15 protein-coding genes are annotated in these 17,334 nt (G+C 52.3%); all 15 read right to left on the minus strand.

The genetic code is table 11. The features are described from left to right. Positions 1–245: 245 nt before the first annotated feature. On the minus strand, positions 246–638 hold the full coding sequence (locus LOS79_RS09630) for a DnaJ family domain-containing protein (protein WP_315418680.1): 393 nt from the start codon (positions 636–638) through the stop codon (positions 246–248). A 114-nt stretch (positions 639–752) separates the two neighbouring features. Next, a complete protein-coding gene (locus LOS79_RS09635; RefSeq protein WP_315418683.1) occupies positions 753–1,130 on the minus strand; it encodes a GIY-YIG nuclease family protein in 378 nt (125 codons plus the stop codon). A gap of 58 nt (positions 1,131–1,188) precedes the next feature. Then, positions 1,189–1,968 (minus strand): DUF2087 domain-containing protein, encoded by a 780-nt coding sequence (locus LOS79_RS09640; protein WP_315418685.1) that lies wholly within the window; start codon positions 1,966–1,968, stop codon positions 1,189–1,191. Positions 1,969–2,145: 177 nt separating this feature from the next. After that, positions 2,146–2,937 carry an SDR family NAD(P)-dependent oxidoreductase gene (locus tag LOS79_RS09645; protein ID WP_315418688.1) on the minus strand — a complete coding sequence of 264 codons (792 nt, stop codon included), beginning with the start codon at positions 2,935–2,937 and terminating at the stop codon, positions 2,146–2,148. Between the two features lie 44 nt (positions 2,938–2,981). Beyond that, entirely contained in the window at positions 2,982–4,034 is a 1,053-nt protein-coding gene (locus LOS79_RS09650) for an AraC family transcriptional regulator (protein ID WP_315418691.1), read from the minus strand. 249 nt (positions 4,035–4,283) lie between these two features. Continuing rightward, on the minus strand, positions 4,284–4,628 hold the full coding sequence (locus LOS79_RS09655; protein WP_315418694.1) for a DUF1801 domain-containing protein: 345 nt from the start codon (positions 4,626–4,628) through the stop codon (positions 4,284–4,286). 50 nt (positions 4,629–4,678) lie between these two features. Further along, positions 4,679–5,488 (minus strand): SDR family oxidoreductase, encoded by an 810-nt coding sequence (locus LOS79_RS09660; protein ID WP_315418697.1) that lies wholly within the window; start codon positions 5,486–5,488, stop codon positions 4,679–4,681. 133 nt (positions 5,489–5,621) lie between these two features. Further along, positions 5,622–6,488 (minus strand): transglutaminase family protein, encoded by an 867-nt coding sequence (locus LOS79_RS09665; protein WP_315418700.1) that lies wholly within the window; start codon positions 6,486–6,488, stop codon positions 5,622–5,624. Next, a complete protein-coding gene (locus LOS79_RS09670; protein WP_315418703.1) occupies positions 6,485–7,438 on the minus strand; it encodes an alpha-E domain-containing protein in 954 nt (317 codons plus the stop codon). Before LOS79_RS09670 ends, LOS79_RS09665 begins: the two co-directional genes overlap by 4 nt. Positions 7,439–7,507: 69 nt before the next feature. Beyond that, positions 7,508–8,971, minus strand: a complete 1,464-nt coding sequence (locus tag LOS79_RS09675) for a circularly permuted type 2 ATP-grasp protein (protein WP_315418705.1) — start codon at positions 8,969–8,971, stop codon at positions 7,508–7,510. A gap of 928 nt (positions 8,972–9,899) precedes the next feature. Further along, a complete protein-coding gene (locus LOS79_RS09680) occupies positions 9,900–10,283 on the minus strand; it encodes a hypothetical protein (protein ID WP_315418709.1) in 384 nt (127 codons plus the stop codon). 83 nt (positions 10,284–10,366) lie between these two features. Further along, positions 10,367–11,362, minus strand: a complete 996-nt coding sequence (ftsY, locus tag LOS79_RS09685; RefSeq protein ID WP_315418712.1) for a signal recognition particle-docking protein FtsY — start codon at positions 11,360–11,362, stop codon at positions 10,367–10,369. An 87-nt stretch (positions 11,363–11,449) separates the two neighbouring features. Further along, on the minus strand, positions 11,450–15,019 hold the full coding sequence (gene smc / locus LOS79_RS09690) for a chromosome segregation protein SMC (protein WP_315418715.1): 3,570 nt from the start codon (positions 15,017–15,019) through the stop codon (positions 11,450–11,452). 230 nt (positions 15,020–15,249) lie between these two features. Continuing rightward, positions 15,250–15,954, minus strand: coding sequence for a ribonuclease III (gene rnc / locus LOS79_RS09695; RefSeq protein WP_315418717.1), 705 nt, complete (start codon positions 15,952–15,954; stop codon positions 15,250–15,252). A gap of 12 nt (positions 15,955–15,966) precedes the next feature. Further along, complete coding sequence (gene fabF / locus LOS79_RS09700; protein WP_315418720.1) at positions 15,967–17,205, minus strand: beta-ketoacyl-ACP synthase II; 1,239 nt, start codon at positions 17,203–17,205, stop codon at positions 15,967–15,969. Positions 17,206–17,334: the final 129 nt, after the last annotated feature.

The following is a 17,334-nucleotide window of genomic DNA, read 5'->3' on the forward strand; positions in this document are numbered from 1 at the left end:
GGTATAATTGGTAGTAGTACTCGAGTTATTTTAGGAATCCATTTCATTATCATGGGCGAAACCTGTCCCAAGTTCAAGGTTTTTTGGCCAACAGCTCAAAATGAACAGTCCCTGCTTCAGGAGATCCGGCCGCAGCCGTTATTAGCAAGCAGTACTCCGGCCGAAAAAGCCTCCAGTTCAACGAACCGGAGGCTGCTTCTCTTCAATTTATTTACCCTTACATTTCAACCGATGCATCAATTATCTTAGTCTTCCGTCAAGCGCTCATGGAGCTTGCTGCCGTAATCGCCGTAAGCAGCGCTGCCCGTAAGCCCCCGCTCCTGTACAAGCATCTGCAGCCGCAGCCGTTTCAGCGACAGCTTCCGTTCCAGCTCCCTGCTGTCCGCACTGCTGCTGTTACCGCTCGTATGGCAAGCCGCCAGCAGCTGTTCCAGTGACACACACTCTGCGCGCAGTGACACTTCCTCCGGCAGCAGGCCGGCGTTCTTCATTATTTTGTAAGACATCCGCAGCTCTTCAGGCACTCCGGAGAGATCCTCCAGCTCAAGCGGCTTGCCGTGTCCCGGCAGGTTCGCGAACTCCCCGCTGCGCATAGCCTCCTGAATCCGCTGTTCTGCCAGCCAGGATAGAATAGCCATTCCTACCTCTCCTTTTTCACCAGCCAGCCCATCATCACAGTCTCTATACATGGGCAGCCTTTACAATTGCCCTTATCTTATCACAGACACTGGTGAAAATCATTGCTGCAGCCATTACTTCTGCTTGTGATACCCGCGCTCTCCATAAGGAGACAGCTGCTCCAGCCATTTGTTCTCCAGATCCGGCAGCAGCTTGCGGTACTTCTTCAGCTCTTGTACGTCAGCTACGAAATCCTCCTCCGGCTTAATCTGCTCCAGGATCTCAAACCGGAATTGCTCCTCCCCGGCCTGGTTCCAGTCGGCCTGCAGTTGTTTATTATCGTGGCTGTTGATGTCGAGCATGAATTTATGCTTGTTCCACACGCCTTCGAGATTCAGGCTGCTTCCTACATAAGCTTTGCCGCTCTCCGTATTAATAATTCTGTACACCCCCATCGGCCTGTGGGAATGTGCGTAATTATACCCCAGCTCTTTGCGTCTAGATTTATCCATGATCCATTTCGCTCCTTCTCGTTCTGCTTATACTTGATCTTCACATTATCGCGGGCGGTTAAATCTTCACCCAATAGCTGCTTCCGTCATCCTCGCGGTCCAGCAGCCCGTAATCGATCAGGTAACGCCGGAGCGTCACATAATCGGGATAAGCCAGCTTAAGCACCGCATTAATCTCTTGCTCACTATATTTGCGCCCCGTCTCGAACCGCTGGATCAAATGACGGAGAATCGCCGCTTTGCGTTTCTGTTTCTTAGGGAATTCTGACAACGCTCCGTCCGGGCCCTGTTTGAAATAGGCCTGGATGATCCCGGCATTCTCCTCCTCCGTAATGGCGAACCGTTCATCAACCATCACGGCGGTACGCGGTATGCTGACAAAAGGAGAAGCCGCCCCCGGCTTCTCCTCGGCCAGCTCCATTACAGCCAGAAACAGCTTCGCCTGCTTCACCTTCTCCCGGAGTGTAAACCGGTGGTTTCGGACCGTAGAAGTGCTGCCGATTCCCAGCTCTTTCGCAGCCTCAGCATCGCTCAGACTTTGGCGGAAGGCCTCCAGCAGACCCTTTTGCAGCTCCGTTAATCCGGTCAGCTTCTTGTCGAGCGTCAGCAGCCAGGCGAACATCCCTCCGTGGACAGTCTCCACATGCAGCGCTGCGAACTTCTCTGCTTCGTAGTAGCGCTCACCGTCTTTATATATTATCCCCTTCTCGAACTGCGCTCCGCAGACCAGACAGCTGAACACGGCAGCTTGGCCGTCACCCTCCGAATGATACCCCTGCTTCAGCTCAGGTATGGAGGCATTCCAGAATCTTTCCGAGATTTTAACAGCTTCATTCATTTCGGACAACCCAATCACCACACTGTTTGTTTATTTAATATGTAGACATAATATCATTTTGTTTGTTATTTTACAAGTATCTAATTAGATAAATAATGAATGGTGCAAAAAAATAAGAGCTGAGGCTCAAACGAAAAAGGGTTCCTCCCCTCTCCCGCTCGTGCCCAGCTCTTAAATTTAGTAGATTGTCGGGACCATTCCTCCGTCCATCCGGATCGGTGACCCCTTAAACGGAGCAGCATAAGGACTGCATACAAAGGTTGTAAGCCTGCCAATCTCGTCCGGTCTAATAAAGCGCTGCAGCTCGGATTGCGGAAGATTGCCGGCCATAAATATTTTTTCTTTCTCCTCAAAGCTCATGCCCTCATCCGTAATGACACTCTCAATAATCTGTTTTACATTCTCTGATAGTGTTGGTCCCGGCATTATCGTATTCACGGTTACTTCCGTGCCTGCTGTCAATTTGGACAGGCTCTTCGCCAGGGACAGCAGCATGGATTTGGTAACCGCATATTGCGGCATCTGACCAGGCATCACCGCTTCTTCGCTTGCAATAAAGATTACCCGGCCAAAGCCGTTATTCAGCATGGCAGGTAAATAAAATCTGGTCAGTGCGTTTGCAGAGAGCACGTTAGTCTGAATGTATTGCTCCCACACGGCATCGTTTATATCATAATAGTTCATAATTTCGTATATCCTGGTATTGTTTACCAAAATATCAATCTGCGGGAACTTTGCAAACAACATCTCCCGATCAGCAGCATTTACGATATCAGCAGCCGCATTTTTCGGGGATGTCTCCGGATATGCAGACTTAATCTCACGGACTACGCGTTCTGCCTCGTCCCTCTTTCGTCCGTTAATCAGTACGTTGACTCCTTCTTTAGCCAGCTCGACTGCAATCGCTTTACCGATGCCTCTCGTAGAACCAGTTACCAGCGCTGTTTTATTGTTTAGCCCCATATCCATAATATATTCTCCCATTTCTGTACCAGTTGATCTGTTCTGGTTAATTAGTGAATATTCAGTCTGTCCTGATCCGTGTCTTCTAAGCCTGCATAGCCTTCTGCATGTGCGCTGCGCCAATTGGCAGGCGTATCTCCTTCCCAGGCACGGAACGCGCGGTAAAAGGAATTCTGGTCTTCGTATCCGATCAGGAAGGCCACGTCCTTGATGTCGAGCGATAAATCTGCCAGATACATCCGCGCTTGTTCATGTCTTGCTTGTGTGAGCAGATGAATGAAGCTTGTATTCTCTTCGCTAAGCCGGCGCTGCAAAGTGCGGTCGCTCATGCCCAATTCTTTGGCAACACTCTGCACATCGGGTCGGCCGGCGCTGAAGCTGCATTTCATGATCCATTTAACCATACCGGAAACGGAACGATTTCCCTGGTGATGATTTAGCGTGCGTTCCAGTGCTGGAGACAGGATCTCAAGCAGCTCTTCATTATAAGTTAGAAAAGGAAGATCTAAATCTTTCCGGTCCAGCGTCAGGCAATTACGGCCGGAATCGGTCCGGACCCGGCATCCAAAGTAAGCTTCAAGAGCCTGTACATCTCCCATCGGCTGCGCAAATTCTACCAGACTTGCCTTCAGATGCCGCCCTGTTCCCCGCCGTCCCAATTCAAGCAGGAAGGCCAGGGTGATACCTACCAGCAATGGCGGACAAGCCTGATCAGCTGCCAGCCATTTCAACTCGATCATGCATGCCCCGCCATCTTCATTGATTGTCATATTCTCAGGAGGGCAGAGCTGTTTGTACCGGGCCATCCTGTGCAGAGCATCGCGGTAATCGCGGGCGTGATAGGTGGCTAATACCGTCGGCGGATATTGTGTGGCTTCATAAGTAGTGGCAAGTCTGATCATTCCGCGGGCAACATCACCTGAGAGTTCGGAATACGCCTGCCAGATTGCATAATATTGAGCGGTATTTACAGTTGGCTCCGATATCACAGTGAGCGGCAATCCCGCCTTCCGGGCTATATCGTGCGGGGCAAGCCCTAACTGGTGCAGCCCTTCCCAAAAGCCCTGCGGTATTTTTATACGATCCATGGAGTAAGTTGACATCTATTGGTTTGCACCTCCTTTTGCTGATAGACGGTAACTTACGGATATTATGATACCTTCAACGTTCTGATATGTAACTAGCACAGCACGTCAACCCGCTAGCAGATTGCGCCGCTCTTTATCCGTTTACAGAAACTCCCGCCAGTCTTCCTTCTTATCACGGTTATATCTTTCAGCTCCGCACAAAAGACACTGCCGCGGCCGGCAGTGTCTTTGAAGCCCGTTTCCTTTTTTATAAAAATCCAGCTGTTACATTGCCGCAGAAGCCTGCTTCAGCAAAGAAGCGAGCAGTGTATAGTCTACCGGTTTGCCCTCCAAGAGCTTGACGGTTAAACGATCACCGCTGCCTGCTTCAAACAATCCTTCCGGCACTTCCAGGCCTGCAGCATTAAAGATAGAGAAGCTTACCCAGCCCTTGGCTGTGGAGATAACTGCGGCATACTTGCCGTTTTTGAGAAAATGCGGTTTACCGTACTGAATCCGTTCGGCAATCTCCGGAACGGAATCGTGAACCACCTCACGCAGCCTGGTACATATCTCCGCCTGCCACGGCAGGTTAATTCCGGCGATGAAATCTGTAACCTCTTGATTCATGGAATCACCATTTTCTGTAGAATATTATGCAGAGCCTTTCGGTTGTGACATCAGCTTAACAAGGACTCTGCCCCGTCAATGACGATCTGCGCACCGGTAATATGGATCGATTCATCCGAAGCAAGGAAAGAGACCAGCTCCGCTACATTCTCCGGTTTGCCCGGCCCGTCAGCGAGCGGCTGCGCCCCCTCAGGAAATTCGATCGGAATTACAATGGTTTCGACATCCTCATTAAACTCCGTACTTTCATCAATATTGGTGGAGATGGCTCCCGGACAAATGACATTGACGCGGATTTTGAACTTGGCCAGCTCCAGCGCAGCCATTTTGGCAAAAGCTACCTGTCCTGCCTTGGTCGTACTGTATGGTGACCAGCCGAAGCTGGCGAATCTGCTGTTCCCGTTAATCGAGCTGGTGATGATGATGCTGCCTTTACCCCTGTCCTTCAGATGCGGAATCGTGTATTTGAAGGTCAGGAACGTCCCGGTCAAATTGACGGAAATCGTCTTCTCCCATTCACTGAGGCTCAGCTCTTCGATCGGACCGACCGCACCGTTAATCCCCGCATTGGCAAACACAATATCCAGACCCCCGAAATGCTCCACCGTCCTGCGAACCGCTTCCTCCATCCGGGCGGCATCCGAAGTATCCACATCGATTGCGAGCGCGCAGTCCTTGCGCAGCTTATTCAGCTTCTGTTCCAGCACCAGAGTACGTTCATTCACCAGATCAAACAATGCCACATTAGCGCCTTCACGCGCCATCTGGATCGCGGTTGCTCTGCCGATACCCGAGCCCGCACCTGTAATTATGGCTGTTTTGCCAAGAAAACGCTGTTTTTTTGCTATATTTGGGCTCATATGTACGCTCTCCTTCCGTTTCGGCCTTCTGCTGAAGAATGGCTCTGTTTCAAGATTACCCAAATGGCATCCGATTATAATCATGTACCCGGAAAAAACAAAAATAAGAGCCCCACAGTTGTGAGGCCCGGCACTAATTATCCAGCCGCCGTACATCCACCTTTACGGTCAGCGTTCCAGCACCACCGCGGTAAACGCCTTTGACCGGTACGATATCCTTATAATCCCGCCCGTGCCCGAGCTTAATATACCGCCAGCTGACCTCTACATTGTTCGTCGGATCGAATCCGAGCCAGCCTGTGCCCGGAATATGCGTCTCCACCCAGGCATGCGAGGCCTGCTCGAAATTGGCATTCCCGCCCTGCAGATCCCCAACGAAATGATATCCGCTCACATAACGTGAAGGCAGCCCGACACTGCGGCAGACGGCAATCATCAGATGGGCATAATCCTGGCAGACGCCGCGTTTAAGCTTCAGCGCTTTTTTAACTGTTGTGTTGACACTGGTTGCTTCCGGATCATAGGTGAACTGCCCATAGATGGTAGAGGACAGCTTCCTGGTCCATTCATACATATCTTCGGCTTCGTCAAAAGGATGCTGTGACGCAAACTCGACCAGCTCCGGCGTCACCTCGGTATACCGTGTCGGCAAAATAAATTCAATATAACGGTTCTGGAACTTCTCGTCATTCAGCAGCTTCACCTGCTCCTCCAGCGGAATATGCGGCAGGTCGGCGCCTTGAGCTTTGTCCAGTGTCACTACCGTAGCCTTGGTGTGGATAACCATCTCCGTATGCGGCTTATTCACGGAATAAGCATGGACCCGGTTGCCGAAGAAATCCTCGTAAGTCAGCAGATTGGCCGGGGGATGCACCTCCACCTCATGATGATAACAGGACTGGCGGTAATTCGTGCGCGGGGTCAGCCTGATCTCATTGACACTGTCCGTCACCGGCTCGGAATAGGTATAGGTGGTTGTATGGTTGATTTGAATCTTCATACTGAAACTCCTTCGCGGCGAAAAAAGGCGCCCTCCATCGTTTTGCCGAGCCGTTGGCAGGAAAGCATCAGTGACTGGAGCACCTCCTCGGCCAGATCACCGGACATCTCTTCCTTTTCCATATAGTCGAGGTCCGCTTTGATCTTTCCGGCTTGGCGGATCACCTTCTCATGGCCTGACCCCTTCTCCGATTTGTCCAGCTCCAGCTTCGCCAGGTGCTCTTCGAGCTTATGGAAAGAGAAGCGGATGGAACGCGGGAAGGCGGCATTCACGATCAGGAATTCCAAAATGCATTCCGGGGACATATCATCGGCGTAATACCGGCGGAACGCCTGATAGCCGCTGACTGATTTCAGCACAGCCTGAAGCTGCGTATAGATTGAACCAATTTCCTTAGACTTGCAAGATACAGTAACTGCCTGGAGAATACGCGTTGTATTCTCGGCCCGTTCCAGAAAACGCCCGCTCTCAATAAAGCGCCACTCGTTGCCGCGCAGCATCACTGACTGTTCGGCACCGAGGAACATTGCTGCCCGCTCTTTGACCTGCTGGTAGAACTGGTGGGGACTGCTCATAATATCCGCGACAGACTGCTCTCCCAGCCACAGATTGAAGCTGTTGGCAATATCCCACAGCTCGCTCGGCAGATGCTGGCGCAGGGTACGCAGATTATTCCGCGCCTGATGCACGCAGGAGAACAAGGAATTCGCGTTGCCGAGATCGAGGGTGATGAAGGACAGCACATCCTGTTCAGCAAAGCTCTCAAACTGCTGCATATATTCATTTCTGACGCCGAGCGCATCAATCAGCCTTGCCCATTTGTGGCCCTCTGCCTGAAAGTCTTCCTCCTGTTGAATATGATAATGCACATCGATCAGCCGCGCATGATTCTCAGCCCGTTCAATATACCGGCCGATCCAGAATAAAGCCTCCGCATTGCGATTCAGCATCGTCGCCACCCCTTCGCCCATACTTAATGATGCTGCAACTTATGAACCATATGATATTAAGCTTGTAGCTCAAGCCATAACCCAGGTATCCTTCACTCCGCCCCCTTGGGAGGAGTTCACTACCAGTGAGCCTTCGCGCATCGCCACCCGGGTCAGACCTCCGGGAATGACATGCGGCTTACGGTCGGCGCCCATCAGCACAAATGCTCTGAGGTCAATATGCCGCGGCGTCATACCGCCTCCGGATAATACCGGTGCACGGGAGAGCGACATGATCGGCTGGGCGATGTAACGCTCGGGTTCTGCGAGAATCTTCAGCCGGAAATCTATTAATTCCTCTTTGGTAGCCTCGCTTCCGATCAGCATGCCGTATCCGCCGGAAAGTGAGGTTTCCTTCACCACCATCTCCTGCAGATTATCCAGTACATACTGGCGCTCCTGCGGCCGGGCCAGCAGGTAGGTCGGCACATTGCTTAAGATCGGCTCTTCATTAAGATAATAGCGGATCATATCCGGGACATACACATACATGGCCTTGTCGTCAGCAACTCCTGTGCCTGGTGCGTTGGCAATGGCTATGTTGCCGGCCCGGTAGGCATTCATTAAACCGGCAACCCCGAGCAGCGAATTCGGCTGAAAGGCGAGCGGATCAATGAAATCATCATCCAGACGGCGGTACAGCACATCCACCCGGCGCAGCCTGTTCATTTCTTTGAGGTAGATTTTGTGGTCCTGGGCAACCAGATCACGCCCTTCTACCAGATGGATACCCATTTGCTGGGCCAGAAAAGCATGCTCGTAATACGCTGAGTTATATTCGCCCGGCGTCAGGAGAGCAATTACCGGGTCCTTCGTCCGCGAAGGGGACAGGCTGCGCAGCACCGACAGGAAACGGTTCAGGCTGTGATCTACATCGCGGATAGAGCTGGCGAAGGATAATTCAGGGAAAAGCTGGTTCATCAGCGATCTGCCTTTGAATAAATACGAGAAGCCGGAAGGCGTGCGCAGATTATCCTCCAGCACATAATACTCCCCGTCATGATGACGGATCAGATCAATCCCCGAGGTGGTGACATAGGCCCCGCCCGGCACGCGCAGTCCGGACATTTCCGGCCGGAAGTAACAGTTCGAGATAATCATCCGCCGCGGGACGATGCCGTCCTTCACAATGTACTGCTCATGGTAAATGTCATGAATGAACAGATTAAGTGCAGTGATCCGCTGTACAATCCCGGCCTCCAGCCGCTCCCATTCTCCCTTAGGGATGATCCGCGGAATCATATCAAAGGGAATCGTCCGCTCCATCGGCTGATCCTGAGCCGGGTTGTATAGTGTAAAGGTAATGCCTTCTTCCATCATCCGACGCTGCATCAGCTTCTGCTTGCCTTGCAGCTCTTCGGGGCTCATCCCGGAAAACATGCGGTTCACATGCTTGTAATGAGGCCGGATACTCCGTTCATCCGCATACATTTCATCATAAAAATGCTGCAACGGATACGGAGACAAACCGGGCAAAGGATCTAGTTTGGACATGAGCCCGACTCCTTTCGGATCACTGTAATGTGTCATGTTTATTGACAAATGAGTTCAAATTTTAAAGATTCATCACGAAAATCTTAAATACTACCTTCATAATACGTAAATGCTATTGTCGATGTCAATATATATAACAGCAAAATGGAGTTTACGGACCATCTCGCATCGTTGGAATCGCTTCCTTTCTCTGTGAGGTGCTTTGGGGTAGGATTGGGACTTGCTTAGGAGCGTTTAGAACCGCATAGGCCGCGCTTGAATTGTGATTAGTACTCAAGCACGTATCAAGCACGAACACTGCATGGAGTGTGTTTAGTACTTGCAGTGTTAGAGCTCGATACCTGCCAGGTACCTGATTGAAACTGCTAGCTGCTTGCATGAATTGTGCTTAGAGTAAATTGGATACATTATGGTTCGTGTATAGAGTGTGCTTATTACTTGGAGTGGTTACGTTTGTTATGAGCTAGGTAGATGATTGAAACTATTTGGTTCGCGTAGTGCTTGGTTCGTGCTTAGAACTGTTTGATGCATGCCTGGTTTGTGTTTAGGGTTAATCGGCAAGTGTACGAGACCCGTTATGACTTGCTTAAAACATATCTAGTCGTATATAGGACGGGCTGTAGTGATTCGTACATCAAATTGTATGCAGGAGCGTTGACAAGCAGTACTATTACTTTTATGAATTTTTCATATATTGACATTTTAATATAATGACACTTTAATCGCTCTTTCACTCCAAAGTAGAATCATTCCAGTATCGTTTAATGTCATTATCCGTATGCTCTCCAAGTCTGCATTCACCCTTTGCCTGCGATCGAGCGATATTAAGAGCACCCAAACCCACTCCTGCTCCTGCTTTCCTCATTCCACCCACTTTTGGCTGGAACAGGGGCACTTCTGCCCCTATTTTCCTCATTCCACCCACTTTTTACTGGAACAGGGGCACTTTTGCCCCTATTTTCTTCATTCCACCCACTTTTTCCTGGAACAGGGGTACTTTTGCCCCTATTTCCTCATTCCATCCACTTTTTCCTGGAACAGGGGCACTTTTGCCCCTATTTTCCTCATTCCACTCACTTTTTCCTGTAACAGGGGTACTTTTTCCCCTATTTTCCTCATTCCACCCACTTTTTACTGGAACAGGGGCACTTCTGCCCCTATTTTCTCCACTCCTCCCACTTCCCGCGGAATCAGGGGCACTTGCGCCCCTACTCCCTCTGCTTTCCGGCACATTTAATGGGGTTTTTCCCTTTAGCTCACTCATTTCAGCTGCTTCTGGTGCAATTAAGGGGACTTTTCCCTTTAATGCCATCTTTTCAGTATGTGAACGTTCCGCTGCACATAAAAACACCCCGGGAACCTAACCGGTCCCGGGGTGTCAGCAAGCTCAGCTTTCTATTCTTCGTTACTGTCTTCTTCTTCGGAGATCATGCCGGCGAACAGGGCGTGCACGAACTGGTCAGAGTCGAACGGCTGGAGATCCTCCATCTTCTCGCCCAGGCCGACCAGCTTCACAGGCAGGTTCATTTCCTGCCGGATCGCTACGACGATACCGCCCTTGGCAGTGCCGTCGAGCTTGGTCAGCACGAGACCAGTCACACCGCTTTTTTCACCAAACAGCTTGGCCTGACTAAGGGCATTCTGCCCGGTCGTCGCATCCAGTACCATCAGCACCTCATGCGGAGCACTTGGAATTTCGCGCTGAATGACCCGGAAGATCTTGTTCAGCTCTTCCATCAGATTGCTCTTGTTCTGCAGCCGGCCCGCGGTATCACAGATCAGCACATCCACCTTCCGCTGTTTGGCTGCCTGAACCGCATCGAACATGACGGCCGCCGGATCAGAACCTGCCTGCTGCTTAATTACATCTACGCCGGCGCGCTTGCCCCAGACCTCCAGCTGTTCTATAGCCCCAGCACGGAAGGTATCCCCTGCCGCAAGCAGCACCTTTTTCCCTTCCTGCTTGTACCGGTGCGCCAGCTTGCCAATCGTAGTCGTCTTGCCGACTCCGTTAACGCCGACGAACAGAATGACTGTAATCCCGTCCGGGTTCTCCTTCAGGCTGTTGTCATCATCTCCGCGCAGCAGCTCCATCAGCTTACGGGAGAGAATAGGCTGCAGCTCTGCAGCATCCTCGATCCGCTTCTGCTTGACTTCTGCCCGCAGCTCTTCAACGAGATTCATTACCGTGTTTACGCCTACGTCTGCACCAATCAGAATTTCTTCCAGCTCTTCATAGAATTCTTCATCTATTTTTTTGCGGCGGATAATCAGGTCCGAGACCTTCTCCACGAAGCCCTTACGGGTCTTCTCCAGACCGTCGCGGAACTGTTTCGTTACGCTTTCCGTTTTACCGGAAATACTGTCTTTCAATTTCTTAAAGAAACTCATATTGTTCCTCCTAAATTTTTGTAAGGTCCGCTCCATTTATTCGCTTCATACAATTTAGTGAGCATTATTTGAATAGAGCACTACCCGTCAGGCAATTTCAGCCTCTTCATCCTCCAGCTTCACGGACACGAGCTTGGATACGCCGCCCTCCTCCATGGTCACGCCATAGAGAACATCCGCTTCCTCCATCGTTCCTTTGCGGTGGGTGACTACAATAAACTGCGTCTGCTCCGAGAACTCACGCAGGTATTGGGCGAAGCGGACCACATTCGCTTCATCCAGGGCAGCTTCAACCTCATCCAGCACGCAGAACGGCACCGGCTTGACCTGAAGAATAGCGAACAGCAGAGCCATTGCGGTCAATGCGCGTTCTCCGCCTGACAGAAGCTGCAGGTTCTGCAGCTTCTTGCCCGGAGGCTGAGCAACAATATCTATCCCCGTATCCAGCATATGCTCCGGGTCCAGCAGCTGCAGGTCTGCCCGTCCGCCGCCGAACAGCTTCGAGAATACCGTACCAAATTCACGGCGGATGGCATCAAAGGTCATCTTAAAGCGCTTGGACATTTCCTCTTCCATCTCGTGGATAACGTGATACAACGTAGTTTTAGCTTCAACCAGGTCATCCTTTTGTCCGCTGAGGAAGGTATAGCGCTCATGAACCCGCTGATACTCTTCAATCGCGCCAAGATTAACCTCCCCGAGCCCTGAGATACTGCGCTTCAGGCGCTGCACCTCGAGCTGTGCCGCCGGCACATCCTCCGGTACAGGGTAACGCTGCTTCGCCAGCTCATAGCTGAGTTCGTAGTCCTCGCTCAGCTTGCGCAGGATATTATCGAGCTCCACATCCAGCCGGCCTACGGCAACCTCTGTAGAACGGAGCTTGTCCTCTACGACTCTCAGCGCCTGGCGCTGATCCTTGGTTTCCCCCTCGGCCACTTCCAGCTTACGCGAAATAGCTGCGCGGTCAGCCCGGGCCAGATCCAGCTTCGCAGAGGTATCTTCTTTCTTCAGCCGGAAGCTGTTCAGATCCTCCCGCTGCTTCACGGCTTCGCGGGCATTCTCTTCCAGATCCTGCTCGATTGTCATCAGCAGACTGCGGCTCTGGCGCAGCTCCTTCTCCTGGGAGCCGGCATCCTGGCGCATGCGCCGCAGCTGCTCCTCCAGCGAGAAGATCTCCTGATCCAGCTTGCCTTCCGTCACCTTCATGCCGGTCAGCTTACTCTGCAGCTCTTCCTTGGCGGTTTCACTCGCCTTGCGGTCGGTTTCAGCCGCCCGGATCGCCGCATGGGCTTCCTGCTCCTCCTGCTCCAGCCGGGCCAGCTCAGCTTCAGCCGTCTTGCGCGCTTCCTCAAGTCCGCGGACCTCATGCTCGAAGCCGCTGCGCTCTACCCCTGCGCCTTCGACCTGCTCCGTGACATGCCGCAGCTCCTGCTCCAGCTGTTTCAGATCACCGGATATCCGCTGCTCCTCCAGCCGTTTCTCATCCCCGTCATGCCGCAGCTCTTCCAGCTTCTCGGAGGCCTTGTTCTGCTCCTCCCGCAGACGGCTGATGCCCTGTCTCAGCTTGGCAATCTGCTGCTCCGTTTCGGCAATCTCGCCGGACAGCTGATCCAGCTGCCGTTTGCGGCTAAGCAGACTGTTATTTTTCTTATGCTGGCTGCCCCCGGTCATCGAGCCGCCGGCATTCACTACATCACCTTCAAGCGTAACTACACGGTAGCGGTATTGGCATTTGGCCGCAATCCGGTTAGCCTGCTCCAGATTCTCGGCAATAACCACGTTCCCGAGCAGGCTGCCGATAATATTAGCATACTTCTCTTCGTAACCGACCAGTTCAGACCCGATCCCGACATAGCCTTCAGCACCTTCCACCATGCTGCGGTCACTGCCGGTGATCTGGCGGGTCCGGATGACATCCAGCGGCAGGAACGTCGCCCGGCCAAGCTGGCGCTGCTTCAGAAAAGCAATCGCCTGCCGGGATACAGCTTCGTTATCCATAACCACATGCTGAAGTGAGGCGCCCATCGCTGTTTCAACAGCCATTTCCAGCCGCTCCGGAACAGAAATCAGCTCGGCAACTGCCCCGTGGACACCATGAAGCTGGCCCTTACGCGAGCCTTTCAGCACCTCTTTAACCCCAAGCATGAATCCGTCAAAATCATCCTGCATTTCCTTCATCGTCTCATGCCGTGAAACCTGGGCCTCGCGTTTCTGCTCCAGCTTGCGCAGGCCGCTCTGAGTTTCCTCCAGCAGCTTCTGCCGCTTGCCGGTCTGCTCACTCTCCGCTATATATGCGCTGCGGAGCATGCCAATTTCCTTGCCCAGCCCGGCAATTGCCGACTTAAGCCCGTCCCTTGCATTCGTCAGTTCCGTAAGCTTGGCCTGCCATTTGCCGCTCTCTTCCTGGCTGCGGCTCATCCGCTTCTCCAGGCTCTCCTTCTGCTGATCCGCATAGCGGATTTCATTCCTCGCCTGGGCCATCAGGTTCATCAGCTCAAGCAGCGCACTCTTCAGCTTCTCTTCCTTACTCTGGCTGATGCCGCCGGCAACGCCCTGGAGCCTCGATTCCTCATCCGCCAGCTGCGCCCGCAGCTCTTCAAGCGCCACCCTTGCCTGCTGAAGCTTAAGCTCCAGCTCAGCCAGCTCGCGCTGCCGTCCTTCGGACCGCTCGCCTACGGAACCCAGCGTCTGCAGCAGCTGCTCACGGTTGTTCTCCAGATTCCGGCGGCGCTCCTTAAGCAGCTCTCCAAGACCTTCGCTCTTCTCGTTCGCTTCACTGAAGTGCAGGAGCTGCCCCTGCAGCTGCTCCACTTCCTGCTCCAGCCTCCGCAGCTCGGTCCGGCCGCTCTCCAGCTTGGCATCATGAGCCGACACTACCGTCGAGAGCTCCAACTGCTCATTCTTAAGGATATCCAGGCGGGCATTGCCCTCCTGCCAGGCCGTATGTATGCCTTCAATCTGATGCACGTACACGGAGATTTCCAGTTCCTTCAGCTGCCCGCGCAATTCCTTGAACCGGACCGCCTTTTCCGACTGTTCCTTCAGCGGTCCGACCTGATCCTCCAGCTCACTGATCAGATCATGAATCCGCAGCAGATTCTGCTCCGTTTCATCCAGCTTGCGGCCGGCGTCTTTTTTGCGGGATTTATATTTAACAATGCCTGAGGCCTCTTCAAAGATCCCTCTCCGGTCTTCCGAACGGGTACTCAGTATCTCTTCTATCCGGCCTTGTCCAATAATCGAATAAGCCTCGCGGCCGATTCCGGTATCCATAAACAGCTCTGTGATATCCTTCAGCCGGCAGGCTTGCTTATTGATTAAATATTCACTTTCACCGCTGCGGTGGACACGGCGGGTCACGGTAACTTCGCTGAAATCCAGCGGCAGCACATGATCCTCATTATCCAGCGTAAGGGAGACTTCACCGTAATTGACCGCTTTGCGCGCATCGCTGCCGGCAAAAATAATATCTTCCATCTTGCCGCCGCGCAGCGATTTGGCACTCTGTTCGCCGAGCACCCAGCGTATGCCGTCGGAAATATTACTTTTGCCGCTGCCGTTCGGGCCGACTACAGCCGTAATTCCGCGTACAAATTCCATTTCCGTCTTATCGGCAAATGATTTAAAGCCAGCTAATTCGATCCGCTTCAGAAACATAACTCGCCTATCACCTCTAACCCATTATACCATAGCGTTTCCTTGCCTAAACAACCCCACAAAGTGGTGCACCCGCTTCGATGTTTACTCAAGTACTTCGCGGGGGCCCCAAAACATATAATTTCTGCTATTTCGAAAAGAGCAGCAAAAGTCTGACTTCCGCCTAAACGCCGGCATTCAGACTATTGCTGCTCTACTCCGCTTGCACCGCTATGCTGCTCTAGGCGCACTCAGGCACCGTCTTCCTTCAGACGCAGAAGTGCTGCCGCTGCAGCCTGCTGCTCCGCTTCCTTCTTGGAACGGCCGCTGCCGCTGCCCAGTGAACGGCTGGCCATATACACTTCAGAAACGAATTCGCGCTCGTGCGCCGGTCCGCGTTCTTCAATAATCCGATATTCCAGCGTACCCATACCATGATGCTGTATCAGTTCCTGAAGCTCTGTTTTGAAATCGCTCATTTGCATTTGCAGCTTACCGTCGGTTTCGACCAGCGGAAATACATGATCATCGAGGAATTTCCGGGCTGTTTCCAGACCCTGATCGAGATAGAGCGCTCCTACGAAGGCTTCGAACACATCGGCCAGCAGAGCCGGGCGGGTACGTCCGCCCGTAAGTTCTTCTCCTTTACCCAGCAGTACAAACCGTCCAAAACCGAGCGTCTCGGCGAAACGGACAAGTGACGGCTCACATACAATTGCGGCACGCAGCTTAGTCAGTTCACCTTCCGGCCGGTCCGGGAGCAGATTGTACAGATATTCGGACACCGTCAGCTCCAGCACCGCATCACCCAGAAATTCCAGGCGCTCATTATCCTGATGCTGATTGAACCGGTGTTCGTTCACATATGAAGCATGGGTAAAAGCCTGCTTTAGAAGTACAGAATCGTGAAATTGGATTTGAAGTTGGCTTTGTAACTGCTTCAGGTCTCCTTTCACTGCACTGTCCCCTTACTTGTTGTATTTTTTGAGAATAACGGTAGCGTTATGCCCTCCGAATCCAAATGAATTGGACATTACGATTTTCAGATCTGCCTTGCGCGGTACGTTTGGCACATAGTCCAAATCACATTCCGGGTCCTGGTTGTCCAAATTGATCGTAGGGGCAATTATGCCGTTCTGCAGGGAAAGTCCGCAGATAATCGCTTCCACACCGCCGGCAGCGCCAAGCAAGTGGCCTGTCATCGATTTGGTCGAGCTGATGGCTACCTTGTATGCGTGCTCACCCAGCGCTTTTTTGACAGCGGCTGTTTCGGACTTGTCACCGACTGGCGTAGATGTACCATGCGCATTGATGTAGTCGATCTCTTCAGGTTTGATTCCGGCATCGCGGATCGCCATCTTCATGCAGCGCGCTGCACCGTCAGGGTCCGGCTCTGTCATATGGTGGGCATCAGCACTCAGGCCGTAACCGATTACTTCAGCGTAGATCTTGGCTCCGCGTTTCTCGGCGTGCTCAAGGGACTCCAGGATCAGAATTCCGGCACCTTCGCCCATTACGAAACCGTCACGGTCCGTATCAAACGGACGGCTGGCCTTCTCCGGCTCATCATTACGGGTTGACATCGCTCTCATCGCGCAAAAGCCTGCCATTCCGGTTGGACGGATAGTCGCTTCAGCACCGCCGCAGATCATCGCATCGGCATCACCGCGCTGAATCAGACGGAAGGATTCTCCGATGGAGTGGCTTCCGGTTGCACAAGCAGTTACTGTCGTTGTATTCGGTCCTTTGGCACCCAGATTAATCGACAGCTGGCCTGAGCCCATGTTGGCGATCATCATTGGAATGAAGAACGGGCTAACCCGTTTCGGACCTTTTTCGAGCAGCAGATTGTGATTGTCTTCCCATGTACCCAGACCGCCGATACCGGAGCCGACCGATACGCCGATCCGTTCAGCATCAATATCTTCGCCGATCTTAAGTCCGCTGTCCCGCAAAGCATCTTCGCCGGCAGCTACCGCAAATTGTACGAAACGGTCCATCTTACGGGCTTCCTTGCGGCCAAAACGCTCTTCCGCATCGAAATCCTTAACTGAAGCTGCGATCCGTGTTGTATAATCACTGACATCGAAAGCTTCAACCAGAGAAACTCCGGATTTACCGCTCATCAGGCTGTCCCAGAATGTTCCCAGGTCCTTGCCCAGCGATGTTATTACACCCATACCCGTTACAACCACTCTATGACTCAAACACATTCACCCCATCTGTAGGCTGTATACTTCTACAACTTTGTAAAAATGTACTCACGCCCAAAGTCTATATAAACTGCAGTCGCCGCAAGATTATTCAATCTGCGGTTCTGTTATATTCTCCCTATA

This window comes from Paenibacillus sp. MMS20-IR301, assembly GCF_032302195.1.
GTDB lineage: Bacteria > Bacillota > Bacilli > Paenibacillales > Paenibacillaceae > Paenibacillus_AQ.